15 protein-coding genes are annotated in these 18,812 nt (G+C 55.0%); 11 read left to right on the forward strand and 4 right to left on the reverse strand.

Going from position 1 to position 18,812, the window contains the following annotated elements; all coding sequences use genetic code 11:
- On the forward strand, positions 1-376 hold a 376-nt coding region (locus ACP5D4_RS05770; protein ID WP_428010679.1), incomplete at its 5' end, for a hypothetical protein.
- Between the two features lie 5 nt (positions 377-381).
- Here the strand turns inward: ACP5D4_RS05770 and ACP5D4_RS05775 are convergent.
- Positions 382-2,067: an alpha-glucosidase family protein gene (locus ACP5D4_RS05775; RefSeq protein ID WP_428010680.1), complete on the reverse strand. Its 1,686-nt coding sequence runs from the start codon at positions 2,065-2,067 to the stop codon at positions 382-384.
- A 666-nt stretch (positions 2,068-2,733) separates the two neighbouring features.
- On the opposite strand from ACP5D4_RS05775, the gene ACP5D4_RS05780 reads away from it, so the two are divergent.
- On the forward strand, positions 2,734-3,240 hold the full coding sequence (locus ACP5D4_RS05780) for a pentapeptide repeat-containing protein (protein ID WP_428010681.1): 507 nt from the start codon (positions 2,734-2,736) through the stop codon (positions 3,238-3,240).
- 29 nt (positions 3,241-3,269) lie between these two features.
- On the opposite strand, the gene ACP5D4_RS05785 is transcribed toward ACP5D4_RS05780, so the two are convergent.
- Positions 3,270-5,129, reverse strand: coding sequence for a DUF3685 domain-containing protein (locus ACP5D4_RS05785; protein WP_428010682.1), 1,860 nt, complete (start codon positions 5,127-5,129; stop codon positions 3,270-3,272).
- Positions 5,130-5,558: 429 nt separating this feature from the next.
- On the reverse strand, positions 5,559-7,562 hold the full coding sequence (locus ACP5D4_RS05790) for a hypothetical protein (RefSeq protein ID WP_428010683.1): 2,004 nt from the start codon (positions 7,560-7,562) through the stop codon (positions 5,559-5,561).
- A gap of 328 nt (positions 7,563-7,890) precedes the next feature.
- Between ACP5D4_RS05790 and ACP5D4_RS05795 the strand changes: the two genes are divergently transcribed.
- From ACP5D4_RS05795 to rbfA, 8 genes are all read left to right on the forward strand, one after another.
- Positions 7,891-9,168 carry a TIGR04283 family arsenosugar biosynthesis glycosyltransferase gene (locus ACP5D4_RS05795; RefSeq protein WP_428010684.1) on the forward strand — a complete coding sequence of 426 codons (1,278 nt, stop codon included), beginning with the start codon at positions 7,891-7,893 and terminating at the stop codon, positions 9,166-9,168.
- A gap of 458 nt (positions 9,169-9,626) precedes the next feature.
- Positions 9,627-11,057 carry a hypothetical protein gene (locus tag ACP5D4_RS05800; RefSeq protein WP_428010685.1) on the forward strand — a complete coding sequence of 477 codons (1,431 nt, stop codon included), beginning with the start codon at positions 9,627-9,629 and terminating at the stop codon, positions 11,055-11,057.
- Positions 11,058-11,318: 261 nt separating this feature from the next.
- Positions 11,319-12,077, forward strand: a complete 759-nt coding sequence (locus tag ACP5D4_RS05805; RefSeq protein ID WP_428010686.1) for a TVP38/TMEM64 family protein — start codon at positions 11,319-11,321, stop codon at positions 12,075-12,077.
- A gap of 244 nt (positions 12,078-12,321) precedes the next feature.
- Positions 12,322-13,857: a mercuric reductase gene (locus ACP5D4_RS05810; RefSeq protein ID WP_428010687.1), complete on the forward strand. Its 1,536-nt coding sequence runs from the start codon at positions 12,322-12,324 to the stop codon at positions 13,855-13,857.
- A gap of 45 nt (positions 13,858-13,902) precedes the next feature.
- Complete coding sequence (gene trpD, locus ACP5D4_RS05815) at positions 13,903-14,973, forward strand: anthranilate phosphoribosyltransferase (RefSeq protein ID WP_428010688.1); 1,071 nt, start codon at positions 13,903-13,905, stop codon at positions 14,971-14,973.
- A gap of 125 nt (positions 14,974-15,098) precedes the next feature.
- Positions 15,099-15,602: a universal stress protein gene (locus ACP5D4_RS05820; RefSeq protein WP_428010689.1), complete on the forward strand. Its 504-nt coding sequence runs from the start codon at positions 15,099-15,101 to the stop codon at positions 15,600-15,602.
- Between the two features lie 187 nt (positions 15,603-15,789).
- Entirely contained in the window at positions 15,790-16,005 is a 216-nt protein-coding gene (locus tag ACP5D4_RS05825; RefSeq protein WP_428010690.1) for a DUF751 family protein, read from the forward strand.
- A 478-nt stretch (positions 16,006-16,483) separates the two neighbouring features.
- The gene (gene rbfA / locus ACP5D4_RS05830) at positions 16,484-16,885 is read left to right on the forward strand and encodes a 30S ribosome-binding factor RbfA (RefSeq protein WP_428010691.1); all 402 of its coding nucleotides are present in this window, start codon (positions 16,484-16,486) and stop codon (positions 16,883-16,885) included.
- Positions 16,886-17,151: 266 nt separating this feature from the next.
- Here rbfA and ACP5D4_RS05835 read toward each other — a convergent pair whose 3' ends face one another.
- Positions 17,152-17,703: an Npun_F5560 family protein gene (locus ACP5D4_RS05835; protein WP_428010720.1), complete on the reverse strand. Its 552-nt coding sequence runs from the start codon at positions 17,701-17,703 to the stop codon at positions 17,152-17,154.
- A gap of 452 nt (positions 17,704-18,155) precedes the next feature.
- Between ACP5D4_RS05835 and tmk the strand changes: the two genes are divergently transcribed.
- Entirely contained in the window at positions 18,156-18,797 is a 642-nt protein-coding gene (gene tmk / locus ACP5D4_RS05840) for a dTMP kinase (RefSeq protein ID WP_428010692.1), read from the forward strand.
- Positions 18,798-18,812 lie beyond the last annotated feature (15 nt).

The raw sequence follows: 18,812 nt of genomic DNA on the forward strand, positions 1-18,812 counted from the left end.
CGACGAGATTTCCGACGAGATTTCAGAAGAAGCTAAAATCGTCAACGACAGCCGCGAAACTCACGACGAGATTTCCGACGAGATTTCAGAAGAAGCTAAAATCGTCAACGACAGCCGCGAAACTCACGACGACCTTTCAGAAGAAACCGACCCGCTGACGGGAGAACCGACGACAGTTTTCGACGAGGTCGAAGGCGAATACTCGTTCGAGTTAGACGATGGCAACACAATCGATTTCATCGATTTCAAGGTAGAGTTCATGCTGCTCTCGGAGGCGATGTCGGACTTGGAGAGTTCCGAAACGACCTTTGCCGAAGATGCGATCGCTGCCATCTCAGGAGAAAGCGAGACGGTCGATGCTCTTTTCGCTAGTTAGACCAGCTATTTGAGCTTTCCGAAAAAGACCCCGTAAGCCGGAAGTTCGATAGTTTCATCGTACTGTCGAACGTGAAAATCAGACTCCTGAGCTTCAACTAAATTCGGATACGCCGACACATCGAAATGAACCGCTTGAGGACTGAGATTGAACAAACAGAGTAAATGCTGTTGCTCACATTGTCGTTCGATGCCAAACAGCGGTTCCGGGGTATCGAGGAGGTGTAACTTCCCTTTCAGAAGGGCTGGTTGCTGTTTCCGCCAGCGCAGCAAACGGCGATACTTGTTCAACAACGAATTGGCGTGACGCTCCTGTACGTCCACCGCTTGCTCGAGATGTTCGTCAGGAATCGGCAACCAAGGTTCCTTCGCCGTCGTAAATCCGGCGTTGACCCCTTCTTTCTCCCAAGGCATGGGGGTACGAGACCCATCTCGTCCCATAATTTTGGGATATCCCGCCAGGCCGAAAGGATCTTGCATTTTCTCGTAGGGAATCTTCGCCTGAGTCAACCCCAGTTCGTCCCCTTGATAAATGCAGCAACTGCCCCGCAACGACAGCAACAACGCCGCAAACATATGGTCGAAAGCTTCGTGACTAAACGCATCGTCGATGAGAAACTTCATCCAACGGGATTTCAACCGGGGGAAGTCGTGAGTTCCCCCCGTCCAACAAATCACACCGTCGCCGAAGCGTTCTTCCACAGAGCTGACGATTTCGTACAGGCGTTGGCGATCGAGGGGTTCCGGAGTCATTAACGAGGAATTGTACGCCATGTGAAGCCGTTTATCCCCCTGTACGTACTCGCTTGAGGTGGCGATGGTATCCTCGGCAGAACTGATTTCAGCCAGCGTTGTCGTCCCCGGATAGAGGTCAGTGAGGGTGCGGATTTTTTCGAGCAAATCCAGGGTTTCCGGTTGGCAGAAATTGTAGAGATTGATTTGATTGAAAAAGGGATCGTTGGCGTCGGCACCAGCGGGACGGGGGACGCTTTCGGGTCGGATGGGATTGTCGCGCAACCGTCGATCGTGGGTGAAGAAGTTCACCACATCCAGGCGAAATCCATCGACCCCCATATCGAGCCAAAACTGCGCCACGTCGAGAATGGCGTTGATGACTTCCGGGTTGTACCAGTTGAGGTCGGGTTGTTCGGCCAGGAAGTTGTGGAGGTAGTATTGCTGTCGCTGTTCGTCCCAAGTCCAGGCACTCCCGCCAAAGGTGGCCAGCCAGTTGTTGGGGGGGCTACCGTCGGCTTTGGCGTCGGCCCAAACGTACCAGTCGGCTTTGGGGTTGTCTCGGCTGCTGCGACTTTCGAGAAACCAGGGGTGTCGGTTGGAAGTGTGGTTCCAAACCTGGTCGATGAGGACTTTGAGACCTTTTTGGTGGGCTTTATCGAGGAGGGTTTTGAAGTCGTCCATCGTGCCGAAAATGGGATCGACGGCGCGATAGTCTGAGATGTCGTAGCCAAAATCTTTCATGGGGGATTTGAAGAACGGCGACACCCACACGGCATCGACGCCGAGATCGGCGATATAGTCGAGTTGGTTGACGATTCCCTGTAAGTCTCCGATGCCGTCGCCGTTGCTGTCGAAAAAGCTGCGGGGATAGACTTGGTAAATTGTTGCGCTGCGCCACCACTCTCGATCTGGCTGGGTCTCTTGCGTTGTCTCTCGAGTGGTTTCTCGAGTTGTCATAGTTGACCTCCTCTTCAATTTTGACTGCCAAATGCTGTGCGGAACGGTCGGAGGGCAGACTCAGGAAGACCGATGTTCGCGATCGAGGCTCGACAATCCGTTGACAATCCGCGATCGAGGCTTCCCACCCGTTTGTCCGAGGTTCGCTGTTTTCAACTTAACACTGGAGAGGAGTTCGGTCGCTCGAGGGGTTGTACGATCCCAGCAAAGGCATCGAGCGCGGGCGATCGCTGCTTGGCACTCGAGTGGTGAGGTGACGGTTCGAGATCGGTTTTCCCTCCCCATTGCGATAGTTCGGCCGAAGGGGGCGATGGAAAATCAGTTCTCTCAGGGTTCGGGGAAGAAGGAGCGAACCCATCGGAAATATGTCGCAAAGATGTAGATCGGGCAAATTTTCTCGAAACTTCTGTTAAGGGGATATGCGGCCGGTCTGCGACAGGAATGCCTAGAAAAACTCGTGTTAAACTAAAGCCGCGAGGGATCGCCGTTGGCTAGAGTTCTGGTAGTTTCCAGTGGAAATTTACGAGCCGGAGATGGCAAATCATAAATGGTTTTCGGTCGATCCAATGGAGTCGGGGCGCACTACCGATTAGTCCGAACGTTCCCGCTCAGAGTCGATCGCTCACTGAAAGGAACGTTCTCCAGTCGATCGAGGTCGAACAGACAATGAACGCAGACGAGTTACTAGAGCGTTACGCCCACGGCGAAAAAGATTTTGAAGATGTCGATCTCCGAGGGGCCGATTTCAGCGGAGCCAATTTAACCTGTATTCATCTCAACGGCGCCAACCTCAGCGGGGCCAACCTCAGCGGGGCCAGTTTGAGTAGCTCTCAACTCGTTGGGGCGAACCTCTGCGATGCGGATTTGAGCCAAGCCATTCTGCTTAGTACCAACCTCAGCGGCGCCAACCTCAGCGGCGCCAACCTCGGCGGTGCGAACCTCAGCGGCGCCAACCTCAGCGGAGCCAACCTCGGCGGTGCGAACCTCATCGGCTGTACGCTGCGAAGTGCCGATCTCGAAACGGCCAATTTAGAAGGGGCAAATTTGCAATACGCGCGGTTGATCGATGCCAATCTTACGGAAGCCAATCTCGACGAAGCGAACCTCAATTGGGCGCAATTGGACGGTGCTAATTTAGAACGGGTAACGATGCCGGATTCGGTATCGTCTTGAACCCGTCTCGATTGGGTACGGTTGGCGGCTTACTGTTCGCTGTAAAAATCGGTTTTGTTGCGCTGGCGGGGAAACACGCCGTCGCGCTGGCGCGATCGCACGCCGCCGAGGTTTTCTAAAATGCCCCGTCCGATCAAGCCGATACCCCGTCCGATCACTTGTGTCAAAACATAGACTAAGCCGCTACCGACGAACGTCACCACGGAGCGCAACCGAGGGGCGAGGGCGTCTCGTCCTTCGAGTACTACGGTTACCGCCTGTTGGATGCGCGAGAGGTCTCTCAGTTCCTGGCGACGGGGCATAAAAATATCGACGCGCTCGATGCCCCGTTCGGCGAAGACGAATAAAGGATGACGGCTTTCGTAAATGGCTTTCGGTTCGCCGATGTATTTCAGCCAGCGATATTTCCAAGATAAATTGTTGCGAAAGCGATCGATATCTCGAGTGGAAAGGGCTTGTTTGTCGTAAAACGCCTGTTCGATCGCTTCCACGTAGGCGAAGTTATTCAACAGCGGTTGAACCACGGCGTTCGCCACGCCAACGAGGAGATTTTGCAGCAAATACTCTGCTCTCAGCGTCGCTTCGAGACTGCCAAACTCGTACCGTTGGCCGTCCACCTTCAGGGGAACTCGAAACAGCAGATGTGCCAGCAAGTCGGGGACTTGGGGGATTTTCTCTAAAATCGCCTCTCGCACCACCTCGGCATCTTGCAACAAAATATCCACCAGTTGCACCGGGCGATCGTCGATAACGAGGGTATAGTAGGGTCCGAAGAAGTCGAGGGTCGTACCCCGCCACAGATCTAACAGGATACGCGATCGCTTTTCGGCGAGTTGTTCCGGCGTCACGGCGGACGCTCGCAAGTCCAAGGCCGTTTCGTCGAATTTTCGCAACACCGTCGCCAGGAGTTCTCGCTTCTTCTGGGGGCGGAAAATGTCGATTTCCAACGGGGTTTGACTGAGGTTGAGCAACCGCGATTGTAGTTTGTCCAAGGTGGCCTCGAACACGATCGATCGAATGTCGTCGCGCTCGAAGTCGTCGGCGTCGATCGCAGACCTGGCGTTCGCGTCCGCAACCGATAAGAGCTGGTTCGATCGCCCTTCGGTTCGGGGTTCAGTGGCTCGTTCGCCCTGGTGGTTTCCGCCTGTGGTGGAAGGGGAAGGGCGCGACGCCGAGGAGGGCGACCCGAACTTCTGGGGCGATCGCAACTGAGTCACCAGCCAACGGGCGGCCTGCAGCTCCCGGCGGCGGCCTTCTAACACGACGCGATCGAGCAGAGTCAAATTGGGATTTTGCAGGCGATCGCTCGTCTGACTCAATGCCACCTCGATGTAGTGCAAGCCGGGAATCTCGGGCGGTTTCGGAGGCGGCGGTACCGAGTCTTCGCGACGGTCGGAGGAGCGACGTTCGGCGATCGCGTCAGCCACCGTTGAGGGCGGTTCCTGCCAGTAAAAGCCCCCCGAAGCCACTTGCTCGAAAGCGTCTAACAGTTCCGAGAGCGGCGTTCCCTTGCGACAAAAGCCCCGGACGCCCAACTGACGGGCCAAGGCGAGACGAGCCGCCGTCGGGGAGGCGCTCAGGAGAAACAAGGGGACATCCGGCAGGCGATCGCGCAGCTGTTGACACAGGCGCAAGGGTTCGGCCAGATCTCCCACCACAATTAAATCGAGTCCATCGATCGCCGCTTCCTCCGCCTCCGGGGTCTCTTCTCCCTCGAAGTAATCTCGAACCTCTGCATCCGTTCCCAGTTGCGCCAGCAAGCGAACTCTCGGCTCCCGAGCGAACCAGGTTTGCAGTCCCAACCGAAACAGCTCGTCTGAATCGATCGCCACGATCGCGATCGCCTCGATAGAATCGTAAGTTTTCAAAGACGAGCGATCGGTTGTCATTGTCGATATCGAACAGTGGGTTTGACTACTCCCCGCGCTGAAGCGACGGGGATTCCCCGGAGGGATTTCAGAACTTCCGACTTGTCGGACTCATAGGCGAAGTCAAATACGCCTCTATGGGTTGCCCAAAGGCTTCCCTTTACTTGTTTGCGATCGCCTTTGATCTCTCGCCGATGGAACCACTTTGCTACCGACATTTCTGCGTGATGCAAGTCTGCCCTCACGGGATGTTAAGCCCCTTCCATTCGGGTTATCGAGAAGGTAATTCAATTATATCACTGCGGCTAAAGCCGCACGAGTCGCGTTTCCGCCCCGGATTAAAATCACGGGGCTACCACGCTCCCGGACTCTTTCGTGTAGGTGAGGGAAAAACGCTTCCCTGCGATCTATTATCGATTATCAACGGTCAATTCTCCGTTGTCCGTTCCCTCAATAGGTAATTTTCTTCTCGCTCGCTGGGGGAACGTAAGCCGGTTCGGGGGCAGGGGCTTCATAAGCCGGAGCCGGGGCGGGGGCTTCATAAGCCGGAGCCGGGGCGGGGGCATTCCCTCCACCATTGCCCGAAGATGGGGCGCTGCGGTTGCGTCCGTCCCGTTCGGCGAGCCACTCGCCGATTTTGCCTTGGGCTTCGTAATAAATCGGGCTGTCGGTTCCGATTTCTGCGGCTGTCGCGATCGCGTCAGTCAGTTTACCCTCTTCCGCATATTCGATGGCCTCGTCGAGGATCGGTCGGTCTTCGTACAGTCGCCATTCCTCGCGCCAGCGATCGATCGCGTCGCGAGCTTTCTCGTATAGCGGTCGTTCCTCACCGATTTGCTGTGCCAACTCCACCGCTTCCGCGAACTTGTTGTCTTCAGCCAGTTTTTCCGCTTCGTCCAAAACGGGCTGGTCTTCCAGCATGGCGATGCGCGTGCGGCTGCGGGCGATTAGCGCCTGTGCCTCGGGTCGCTCCGCCCGTCCGAGGGCAATTTGTTCAGCTTGGTCGATGGCAGCTTTGAGGGCTTCGATCGTCCCTAACTCTTCCAACCGTTCGGCGCGGCGAAGGATGGGGCGATCGGCCACCCGTTCCATTTCCTTACGCCAGTACGCCACCAAACTTTGAGCGTGAACGCGGCGGGGGCGATCGCCCTCGATGGCTTCTGCCTGAGCCAGCGCGACATCCAACGTCCAAGGTTGCCCGACGGCGGCGATGGCGCTGGCCGCTTGCAACTGGAACAAATCTTCTAAATGATCTTCCCACTCAGGTTGTTGCTGGCGGGCGATCTCGTAAAGCGGATGGCTCGGCGGCAAGCTTTCCGAGAGAGCTTCCGCTTCGAGGAGCGTCAAAATTTGACTCGAAACCGGTTTGGCCAACGGATTCGACGTCTCAGAAGTCAACACCCCGCTTTGGGCTAACACCGCCACCTCTTGAGCGCGGGCGTATCCCGACGCTTCCGCCGGAATAATTTCGGCCGTTTCCAACGCCCGCTGGAAATTGCCCGATTGCTGCTCGGTAACGGCCACTTCCAAAACTTTCTGGCTCCACTGTTCGATATCGGCGCGGGCGTCGGCGCGGGCGTAGGTATCGGCATCGATCGTATTAATCAGCTTCAGCGCCGCTTCCGCCTCGGCGGGGGTATCCCATTGCACGGCTTCTCGCGCCTGTTTGAGTTTGCGGCGTCCTTCTTTTTCCGCCGCGATTTGCGCCATCAGTTCGTCGAACCGCTGTTCGCTCCAGTAGTCGTCGCCAATCCCCAGCAACCGTTCGGCTTGATATTCAGCTTCCGACCAATTCTGATTTTTCAGGGCTTCGCTGGCCAGGTTATAAATATGCTGTCCCTGTTCCCAACCGCGATCCCACCGTTGGATGGTGTTTTGGACTTCAGGATAGGTGGGGCTATCTTTCGGAATCCGTTCTAGGAGACCTAAGGCCACGTCGAGTTCGCCGCGCAACGCCGCCCGCCGTGCCATATCCAACAACTGGCGCGACCATTGTTCGACGAATTTCGTGCCTTGTCGTTGTAGGGGGTGATCGTCGGGCCAGCTTTCTACAAGGTCGATAGCCGCTTCGAGGTCTGCTAAGCGTCCCGATTGGGCAGCTTGTTGAGCGCAGTACAACCGTTCGCGATCGGGGGCGAGGGTGGAGACGGACTTACAATCGGGAACCGGAGGCATGGAAAACAGCCAGACGAGCGCCCCCATTGCCGTACTGCTAAATCCCACCAGCACCAGGAACCAAAACAGCGGCCATCCCCACAGTCGATTTAGGGTCTCTTTGGAAGAGGTGGCCACGCGAGACAACAGGGACTCCGACCGCTCTTGAGGCGGTTGAGGCGGTGGGGTTTCTGGGGGAGCCTCGCGTTCGGGTTCGATGTCGGCGTCAACGGTCGGCTGAGTTTCGGGAAGTTCGCTTTCAGATTGAACGCGGATCGGATCGCCTTGTGTGTTCGCCATGCCTTTCGCCAGGAAGTTGAAAAAATTTAAGCGGGAGTCTGTTAAAACACTTTTCAATATAGGCGATTTTATCGAAATCTCCGAGTCCGATCGGGGGATGGTTTTAAAAAAAATTGTGGGAGGCATGGGCGACCTCGGCGATCGCGTGGGTTTGAGTCCATGAACTTCGTACCTGCGATCGCCGATCCTTGTCGGAATTGCCAAGTTTCCCCGATTGTCTTAACGTCGCCCTGTGGTGAAAAAACGAGGCGGGTTTGAGTTGATGTTCGAGATACAGTTGCCCTCAAAAGAATCGAAACGCGCTCTTGCTGCGTCTCGACGAACGGTCGTGTTTACGCGCTATCCTCAACCGGGACGAACGAAAACTCGGTTGGTTCCGGCGTTGGGAAAACGCGGTGCGGCCGGGTTGCAACGTCGTATGACGGAACGCACGTTAGAAACGGTACGTCAGTGGCGGAACGCGGAAGAGGATGCAGCGGCGGAGGTGCGCTTTGTCGGCGGGACTTCGGGGCAACTGCGGCGGTGGTTGGGGGCAGATCTCGTCTATCGCCCGCAAGGAGAGGGGGATTTGGGCGATCGCCTCGGTCGAACGGTGAAAACGGCTTTTGCTGAGGGGATCGATCGAATCGCTTTGGTCGGCATTGACTGTCCCGGTTTGAGTGCGTCTCTGTTACGGCAGGGGTTTGCGGCGTTGGAGAAGGCCGACGCGGTTCTCGGTCCGGCGGAGGATGGGGGATATTATTTGATGGCGTTGCGACAGCCGTACCCGGAACTGTTTTCGGGCATCGATTGGGGAACGGAAACGGTGTTGCTGCAAACTTTGGAGGCGGCGCGATCGCTCGGTTTGTCGGTGTCGTTGCTGTCTCCCCTGAGCGATATCGATCGCCCGGAGGATTTGTCGGAGTGGGATCGGGCAACGGGACGCCAAGGGCAACGGATTTCTGTGGTGATTCCGGCGTTGAACGAGGCCACCACCCTACCGGAGACCTTGAAACGGGTGTTGGCAGGACGGAACGTCGAAGTCCTCGTTGTCGATGGGGGGAGTTCCGACGACACGGGAGCGATCGCTCGCGCTCTGGGGGCGAGGGTTCTCGACAGTCCACCGGGAAGGGCGCGACAGATGAACGTTGGGGCGCAGGCGGCTACGGGCGAGATTCTCTTGTTCCTCCACGCCGATACTCTGTTACCCCAAGCCTTTGATGTGCTGGTACGTCAGGTCTTGTCGGAACCGGACGTGGTGGCCGGGGCCTTCGAGTTACAAATCGAGTCGTCTTTACCGGGAATCGGCACCGTCGAACGGGGGGCGAACTGGCGATCGCGTCTGGCACAGTTGCCCTACGGCGACCAGGGACTTTTTCTGAGGCGCGATCGATTCGACAAACTTGGCGGATTTCCCGACCTGCCGATTATGGAAGATTTCGAGTTCGTCCGGCGACTGCGACGACAGGGCAAAATCGCCATTCCTCCCATTCCCGTCCTCACCTCGGGACGCCGTTGGCAAAGACTCGGGATTTTACGGACGACCCTTCTCAATCAGGCCATCGTGGCCGCTTACTTGCTGGGCGTTTCTCCCGAAACCTTGCGTCGCTGGTATCGCAAACGATAGTTTTTCGCAAACTATCGGCATTTTTCTATAAATAAACCTCAAGCTTCTCCGTCGGTTTTGGCAATTTGGGAGGGACGTATCCACCCGAACCTTGCGTGTTTTTACATAGGGCGCAGTTTTTCAACAAAAACCATCAGTAATATCGCCCATTTTTTTCAGTAAAAACACCAGTTTATTGAATCAAAAAATCGAAATATTACTATCAGGAAACAGTGAAAAAAAAGCAGGAACTTGGGGAACTCTAAGACTAGGAAATCGTCGAAAAAGACAGGTAGGCACGAACTGGAACCGACTGAAAACGATTAAAGATAACGGGTTTGAAAAGTTCCCAACGAATCGATCGACCAACGTAGAGGCTGCTACTTCTAACGAACGCGATCGAAGAACAATTCAGACCGACCCTCGATCGTGCCGAGGCGTGCATCGTTATAAATCGAAGTGGATGGAGACCGAAAACCGTGGACGAACTTTTAAACAACCCCGTAGACGAACAAGTTATCGATTCAACTGACGAAGAAGTCACCAACGAAGAAGTCACCAACGAAGAAGTCACCAACGAAGAAGTCCTCGAAGCAGACGACGACCTCGAAGGTGATGAAGGTGAAGACGACCTCGAAGGGAATAACAGCGGCGACGACCTCGAGGATGGCGACGCTGCAAGCGGCAGCAGCGGATTTAGCTTCGTCGTCAACGACTTTGTCGGAAACCTCGCCGAAGCCACCGTCTCCCTCAATCCCGTCGATGGCGGCGTCGAAATTTCCGTCGAAGCCAATCAAGCGGTCAAAGGCGTTTTCTTCAACATCGCCGACGACTCCAAACTCGAAGCCTTAAGTTCCTCGAGCGAATTAGAAGTCAAAGACGATCGCAAAGACGTTTCCCAAGTCGGAACCGCCAGCATCGCCCCCAACTCCTACGAAGTGGGCGTCGCCGGAGGCGATTCCGTCGTCGTCATGGGTTTGACCGTCGACGATCTCATCGGTCAAGAATTCGGCGTGCGCACCCAAAGCGACAAACTGGCCGGAACCGCTGAAGAAGGCATGAGTTCAACGCCGGAAGACCCCGAAGAAGAAGACGGCGAAGGCGACGGTAGCCTCGTCACCGACCCCGACGGCGAACTCGAAGACGGTGGCGCCACCGACGACATGATGCCGGACGACGGGGAAGCTGACAACCCCGAAACGGTTCTCATGACGAACGAAGTTGATTTCCAAGCCGTTATGGGACTCAACGAACAGGTTCGACTGAGCGTTGAAACCCAAAGCTTCTTCCAACTCCAATTTCGCGGAGAAGCCGTCGATCTCGACGACTTAGGAGAAAAGGAAGTCATCTGTTCTGAAGGAGACGACAGCGTATCCGGTACCGCCGAAACCGACATCGTATCTGGCGAAGCGGGCAACGACGAACTCTCTGGAGACGCCGGAAAGGACGTTCTCGTGGGTGCCGACGGTAACGACAGCGTAGACGGCGGGTCTGATACCGATATCGTCAACGGGAACACCGGGGAAGACATGGTCTCTGGCGGCGACGGTAACGACGTGATGAACGGCGGTCAAGACAACGATATGTTGATCGGCGGCGAAGGCGATGACGTTATCGACGGCGACCTCGGCGACGATGTGTTAATTGGTGGCGGCGGTAGCGATACTTTCGTCCTCGACGACGAAACCAGCCTCGATGCGATTATGGACTTTGAAGTGGGGGTCGATCGCCTGGCCATCAAAGTCACGCAATCCTTCAGCTTTGAGGTGAGCGACTTCGACGGCGACGGAACTCTCGACTTGGGCATCAAACTCGAATCGGGCTTCCAAATCGCCACCCTCAGCGGCGTCGAAGACAGCAATACGGTGGACGTGGTGGAAGTTCCCGAAAACGACGCCCTGCTTGCATAGACAAGGCTCGACTGGCATAGACGAATTTATCCAACACCTTAATTGCAGCAGTACTTCGGTGCTGCTGTTTTCTTCTGTTGCTTTGTGGCGATCGCGTCCGTATCGCTAACGCCGTGATAGCTGGGGAGTGTCAATAAAAAAAGAAGGATGGAGTACTGGATTGGGATCTCAAACAAAACGGCTCGCACTCAGCTCAACCGATTCGAGTAAGTTAACGTAACGAGAGAGAGTCCCCCCGATGGAGTTGCGATCGTGCCACCTGTGTCCTGTTACCGACTACCCAGCCGCCTCGCCAAAATCCTATCTGCAACGGCGTTATACCTCAGTCTCAGCATTGCGCCCGTTTTCGCCCAAGAAACTGCCAACAACGGCGGCGTCAATCTCCAAGAACTGCTGCGGGAAGCATTACAACAGATTCAAAACCTCGGTGCGATCGGTGTCGGCGTCTTTATCCTGCTCTACATCTTAGCCACCGTAGCCTTTCTCCCCGGTTCCGTTCTCACTCTGGGGGCTGGCGTCGTCTTCGGCGTCGTTTTCGGCTCGATTTACGTCTTTATCGCCGCAACCCTCGGCTCGACTTTGGCTTTTCTCGTCGGACGTTACATCGCCCGAGGCTGGGTGGCGCAGAAAATTGCCGGAAATCCGAAATTTACCGCGATCGACGATGCGGTGGGGCGAGAAGGTCTCAAAATCGTTCTGCTCACGCGCCTCTCTCCCATTTTTCCCTACAACCTTCTCAACTACGCCTACGGCTTAACCAATGTTTCTCTCAAAGACTACGTTATCGGCGCGGTGGGGATGATTCCCGGCACGATAATGTACGTCTATATCGGCTCTTTAGCGGGAAGTCTCGCCACCCTCGGAACGGGTGCTGCAACCAGCAACCCCCAAGCCGAACGCATTCAATTGATTCTGCAAATTATCGGCTTTCTCGCCACCGTCGCCGTCACCCTCTATGTCACGCGACTAGCCAGACAAGCTTTAGCCGAGGAATTTGGGGATGAGGGGATGAGGGGATGATGGGATGATGGGATGATGGGTGAGGCAGCAAGAAGACCACAGCGATCGCATTTCTGCTACATTTTCTCACCTCCCGATCTCATCACCTCCCGATCTCATCACCTCCTCATCTCCCCACCTCCCGATCTCATCACCTCCCGATCTCATCACCTCCTCATCTCATCACCTCCTCATCTCCCCACCTCCTCATCTCATCACCTCCTCATCTCATCACCTCCCGATCTCATCAACAGAAATTCAAGCCATGACAGATACAGAATTCGACACTTTTACCGTTTCCCCGATGGACGAGTACAATCAGAAACTCGTCTCTCAAGTGCATCCTCCCGATTGGGTCAATCCTACTCCCGCTGACTGTTACGATCTCGTTGTCATCGGTGCGGGAACGGCGGGGTTGGTGACGGCTGCGGGAGCGGCGGGGTTGGGATTGGGATTTAAAATCGCCCTGGTGGAACGTTCTTTGATGGGGGGCGATTGTCTCAATGTCGGTTGCGTTCCGTCGAAAGCGATGATTCGATCGTCTCGCGTGGTGGCGGATATCGCCAACGCTCGAAAATATGGGATTGTTGCGCCGGATTCGGTGACGGTGGACTTTCCGGCGGTGATGGAACGGATGCGACGGATTCGATCGCAGATTAGCCCCCACGATAGCGCCCAACGGTTCCAAAATCTGGGGATCGATGTGTTTCTCGGAAACGGCGCTTTTACTGCAAACGATACGGTTCGCGTTGGCGAGACGGAATTGCGTTATAAAAAAGCGGTTATCGCTACGGGAGCGAGGGCGGTTCGTCCGAATATTGAAGGACTGGAAGCGGCGGGATATCTCACGAACGAAACGGTGTTTAACCTCACGGAACGACCGCCACGACTGGCGGTTATCGGCGGCGGCCCCATTGGCTGCGAACTGGCTCAAATGTTTCAGCGGTTGGGATCTCAAGTGACGCTGATTCACCGTCATTCGCATCTTCTCCACCGGGAAGATGCTGAGGCTGCGGAAATCGTTCAACAGCAGTTTCTCTGCGAGGGGATACAGCTTCGGTTGGACGCTCAGCCGATTCGCGTGGACAGTCGGGATGGCAAAAAGGTAATCTTTTTAGAAGGTGGTGAGGCGATCGACGTCGATGAAATCCTGGTTTCCGCTGGAAGAACCCCAAATATTGAGGGTTTGAGCTTAGATGTCGTTGGAGTAAAGCATAGTAATAAAGGTATTATAGTTAACGATAACTTGCAAACCAGCAACGCTAAAATCTTTGCGGCGGGGGATGTTTGTACGAACTGGAAGTTTACCCACGCTGCTGATGCGGCGGCGCGAATCGTCATTCAAAATACGCTGTTTGCGCCGTTTGGCTTGGGACGGGCGAAACTGAGCGATTTGGTGATGCCTTGGGTGACGTATACTGACCCAGAAGTTGCCCATGTGGGACTGTACGAAGCGGAGGCGCGATCGCAGGGTATCGACACGCAAACCATCGAAATTCCGTTTCGGGGACTCGATCGCGCCATCACGGACGGGGAAACGGAGGGCTTGTTAAAAATCCTGCACGTCAAAGGGTCTGACAAAATCCTCGGTGCCACATTAGTATCCCGTCACGCAGGAGAAACCATCAGCCAACTGACGACGGCGATCGTCCACAACATCGGCTTGAAACAGCTTGCCAGCGTCATTCACCCCTATCCGACGCAAGCCGAATGTATCAAGAAAGCCGCCGACGCTTATAAGAAAACCCAGCTAACGCCGTTTACACAATGGTTGCTGTCGGTTTTGCATCGATTCTCGTGATACGATCGACTCTCAAAGATTCACCCTCGCTCTCGATCTTCAACGATGACGCAAAACCCTGCCCAGTCTTACAATTCCGCTGTTTGGTCGAGTTTGTTAAAACAACTGCTCGATGAAAGTTCCCTCAGTCGCGAACAGTCGAGTCAGTTAATGGAAGGATGGCTCAACGAAGAGATTCCCCCAGTCTTGTCTGGGGCGATTCTGGCCGCCATTCAAGCCAAAGGCGTCACGGTTGAAGAACTCACGGGAATGGCGCAGGTGTTGCAATCCCTCTGTCATCCGATTGTGAATACAGCGTTTCCCGAACCTCGCATCGATACTTGCGGAACGGGAGGAGACGGGGCTTCGACGTTTAATATTTCGACCTCGGTGGCGTTCGTGGCGGCAGCTGCGGGAATTCCCGTGGCCAAACACGGGAATCGATCGGCGTCGAGTAAAGTGGGTTCGGCGGATGTGTTAGAAGGGTTGGGAGTCAATCTGAAAGCCCCGTCGGAGGCGACTGAAGCGGCGTTGTCGGAAGTGGGAATTACGTTTTTGTTCGCCCCCGGTTGGCATCCGGCGATGAAGGCGGTGGTTCCCTTGCGGAAAACGCTGAAAGTGCGGACGGTGTTCAATTTACTCGGTCCGCTGGTCAATCCCCTGCGTCCCACGGGTCAGGTGATGGGGGTCTACGATCCGGCATTGTTGGAAATTTTAGCGAAAGCTCTCGGGGAGTTGGGCTTGAAACAGGCGATCGTTTTACACGGACGGGAACGCCTGGACGAGGCGGGTTTGGCAGATTTGACGGATATGGCGGTGTTGCGCAACGGCGAGGTGGTCGCCACTAGTCTCGATCCCAACGATCTGGATTTGATGCCCGCGCCGACGGTGGCCTTGCGCGGCGGGGATTTGGCGGAAAATATGGATATTCTGCGGAACGTCTTGCAAGGGAAAGGGACGCAGGCTCAAAAGGATGTGGTGGCGTTAAATGCAGCCTTGGCCTTCGAGGTGGCGGGGAAAGTCCCGCCAGGTGAGTACCATGTGGGCGTGGCGTTGGCGCGAGAGATCCTCGAAAGTGGGGCGGCGTGGTCGAAGTTGGAGGAACTGGTGGCGTTTTTGCCGGAAGCGTCTGATTGAGTTGCCGATCGCGTTGGCTTGTCGATGTCGATCGCATAAAGAATCGTCAAGAACGACCTCCACCGCAAAATCCCTTTGTTAGCCTAAATATAGGGATTTCGTAACGTTGGGGAGGATTGAAGACGATGACGTTTCATAAAATTCTTGCGGCGATCGACCTCCACGAACATAGCGATCGCGTGTTCGATCGCGGTTTGCATTTAGCGAAAAACGACGGGGCGGCGTTCATGCTGTTGAATACCGTTGAGATGCCCCTTGAAGACGATTTGATGCCCCTGTCTGGTTCCGGGTTGGGGGCAGATTTGGCGTTAACCGAAGAGTTTCAGCAAACCTATCACAAGAACTTACAGAAGGAAATCGAACGGGCGCGATCGCAGTTGAGAGACTATGTCGATCGCGGTGAAGACGTAGGCGTTGCCGTAGAATTTGACTGTCAGGTGGGCGATCCGGGGCGTCGCATCTGTCAGGTGGCTAAAATGTGGGACGCCGATCTCGTCTTGGTGGGGCGTCGCGGCCGTCGCGGCTTGCGGGAGTTACTCTTGGGAAGTGTCAGTAACTACGTCCTCCATCGCGCCCCCTGTTCGGTCATGGTGGTGCAAGGGGACGAACACCAGGAGAGCAGCGAGTAGGGGTGGGCTGTGAGGCGATCGGAAAACGGGGCTGAAATCCACTCAAGCCGATCTTACCGCGCCACAGGCAGCCTCTAACGAAAGCGAAGGGGTTGAGGAGGATCGATGAATTGCCATCTTCCAAAGCGAACTCGCCAATTCTCAATTAAAATGCAAGATCGGTGACGCTCATTTATTTCCGCCAACCATGACCCGCACTAACGATAATTTCTGGGAAAACGTTTCCCGCTATCCCCGCTATCTGATTACCTTTATCCTGGGAACTTTTTACGCCATCTATACTTGGCTCAAACCCCTCGCGAAAAAACCCGTCATGCTAGTGGCGATCGTTGGGTTTCTCATTTCGGGGCTTTTGTTTACAATTTTGACCCTCAGAGCCATGTTGGGACTGTCTGCGGTTTAGCCAAAACCGCGAGCCTCCTCCGCTTCTAATCTTCCATTGAAGCGGGTACGAAGGCGCGACAGCGATGCTGTAAAATCACATCAGGCGGATATACAAAGATATAGCCGTGGTGGGCGAACTTACCGCTCGGATAAAAGGCTAGGCACCATCTGCCAGATTAATTGTGGCAGCCCCAAGGCCCCGCTGTACCGTAAAAGTGTTCATGGGGGGAAATCGAGACAATTTATTCCCCTGGGGAAGCCGGGGGACTGCCTGGGTGAGAGATAACTCTCACGGGAGTCAGGGCGTCGAAACTAGCGCCAAACCTCCGGACGCTGTGTAAGACCCATACTTCTGACGTAGAGGTGGCGGCAACGGCGAATGAAACAGGAAGCCGCGATGGTAATCTTTGATTCTAATCTTTGATTCAATCGTCGGCACTTCACCACTGGTATTGGCGAGACAGCTCGCCCGTAGCATCTTTCATAGAGCGATTATCATGGCTACTAACCGTCGCGTGTCCCGCGTCGCTTCGCTGATCAAACGCGAAGTCAGTCAAATGCTGATGCACGGAATCAAAGACGACCGTGTGGGTGCGGGAATGGTCAGCATCACAGATGTAGATGTCTCTGGCGACCTGCAACACGCTAAAATTTTCGTCAGCATTTACGGTACGGAGGACGCCCGCGCCGAAACGATGGCGGGTTTGGAATCAGCGACGAATTACGTGCGCCGGGAACTGGGTTCTCGCGTGCGTTTGCGTCGGACTCCGGAAGTCCAATTTCTTGAAGATCGGTCTCTCGAACGGGGCGATCGCACTATCGATTTGATTAACCGCTTGAGTCGCGAACGCGAAGTCCACGAGTCGGATTTAGATTCCCATTCTGAAGACACTCTGTAATTCGCGGTTGAATTTGCGTTCGAGCGGTTTTTCTGGAATTCCGTTCTCCTTCAGACCCCCGGTATCTCATCCCAGATAGCGGGGGTCTTGCGTTGAGAACTGTCAACCGACAAGACCCGTATTTAAGGGTTAGACCCAAAATCTCAGATCGGTCAATGGCTGCCGGAGTCCTCGCCTCTTAATACATATTTTGTGTATTTTGTCAAGGTAAGATCTCGAAAATTTTTCGGCACCACCGAGGTCTTCAAGCTCTGGTGTGCTGAAGCTTAATTCGTGAACGACGGAAGCGAGGCTTGTTCGTCAGAAGGCTCGAAACTGGGAAGATCGAGGTTTCCAGTTTCGCGGCGGGTGCGTTTGGCGAGGCGGTAGCTGACGCTTTGCAGTTCCGCGTGGAGTTGGCGGTTTTCCCGCTGTAAGGCTTCGACGCGCTCTTGAATGGGTTTGAGGCGTTCGGCGAATTTCTGTTTGTAGACTTCGGGAAGTTCTTGAACCACCTGTTCTAACATCCGGGCGCGATCGGTGAGTTCTTGCGCGGCTTGACGCTGTTGGACGAGTTCGCGATCGCGTTCGGCGATTTGGGTTTGGTAGAACTCGACTTGTTTTTCCACTTCCGCCAGTTGTTGGCGCAGCAGTTGCATTTGTTCTTGATACTGCGAGGAGGGCGCTGCGTTGGAGGTGGGATTGGCGTTACCTTTGACTAAGCGAAACAGCTCTTGGGAAAGCTGCTGAACCAGTTGGTCGCGCATCTTCACCTCTTCTTGAAGTCGAGCGACTTCGGCTCGCAACTCGTGGGGATTGAGGGATTCAGTCGGGTTCACCAAAGCTACCTCCTAGGCAAAATGACGGAAAAGTGTATGTTGATTCGTTTCCACTGACTGTTAATTTAACACTCAACTGGCTCAAGCCGCGATGAGTATTGCATCATAGAGGAACTGGAGTTTTACCACTTCTCGGTGTAAACCCTAGCTTCTCGAGAAACCTCCAAGGTTCTGTCCCCTCTCAGTTTTTTCGAGTCTATCCCAATGCGCGTGCGCCGCGATCTGCGCTCGAGACTTAACGCGAATTTCAATCCTCTGGCTTCGTTAAAGGGGAGTCAGAGGAACTCGAACATCCTTTCACGTGAAGCCAATCCAATCGATATACTCGATAATAGCAAAGTTGCCCTGGAGGGACGAGACTCTCACCCCAGGGCTTTTTTTGGGTCGCATCTGCCTCGATCGCGCGATCGCTCGGTCAAGGTTTCCTAGCAAATTTCAGCCAATATTCGCCCATGACAGGTTTGTTTGTCGTTTTTGAAGGAATTGAAGGGTGTGGGAAAACTACTCAGTTACAGCGAACCTGTAATTGGTTGCGATCGCGCGTTGCGGCGTCGGTTGTCGTCACGCGGGAACCGGGGGGAACGGAACTCGGACAACAGTTGCGAAGGGTGCTGTTAGAGGTTCGCGAGGGCGAATCCATCGGCGATCGCGCGGAACTGTTGTTGTACGCCGCCGATCGCGCCCAGCACGTGGAACAGTATATTAAACCTCAACTGGCCAGTGGGGCGATCGTCCTGTGCGATCGTTATACGGATTCCACGGTGGCGTATCAGGGTTATGGGCGACAATTGAATCGAGAGCTTATCGATCGCCTCAACCACATCGCCACAGGCGGCTTAGAACCGGATTTAACGCTATGGCTGGACGTAGAACCCGAAATCGGACTCGATCGCGCCCGTCAACGGGGAGAAGCCAACCGCCTTGAACGGGAAGCCCTAGACTTCCACCGCCGCGTTCGCCAAGGTTACGCCGAACTCGCCCAGCAATACCCCCACCGTATCGTTCGCATCGACGGAACGCGATCGCCGGACCAGGTAGAACAGAAAATTCAACAAATTTTGACCGAACGTTTACCCTTAAAATTAAAGAATTGATGTAGGGACTCGAAC

Origin of the sequence: Baaleninema sp. (assembly GCF_049974805.1) — a bacterium.
In the GTDB taxonomy this organism is placed as follows: domain Bacteria; phylum Cyanobacteriota; class Cyanobacteriia; order Cyanobacteriales; family Geitlerinemataceae; genus Baaleninema.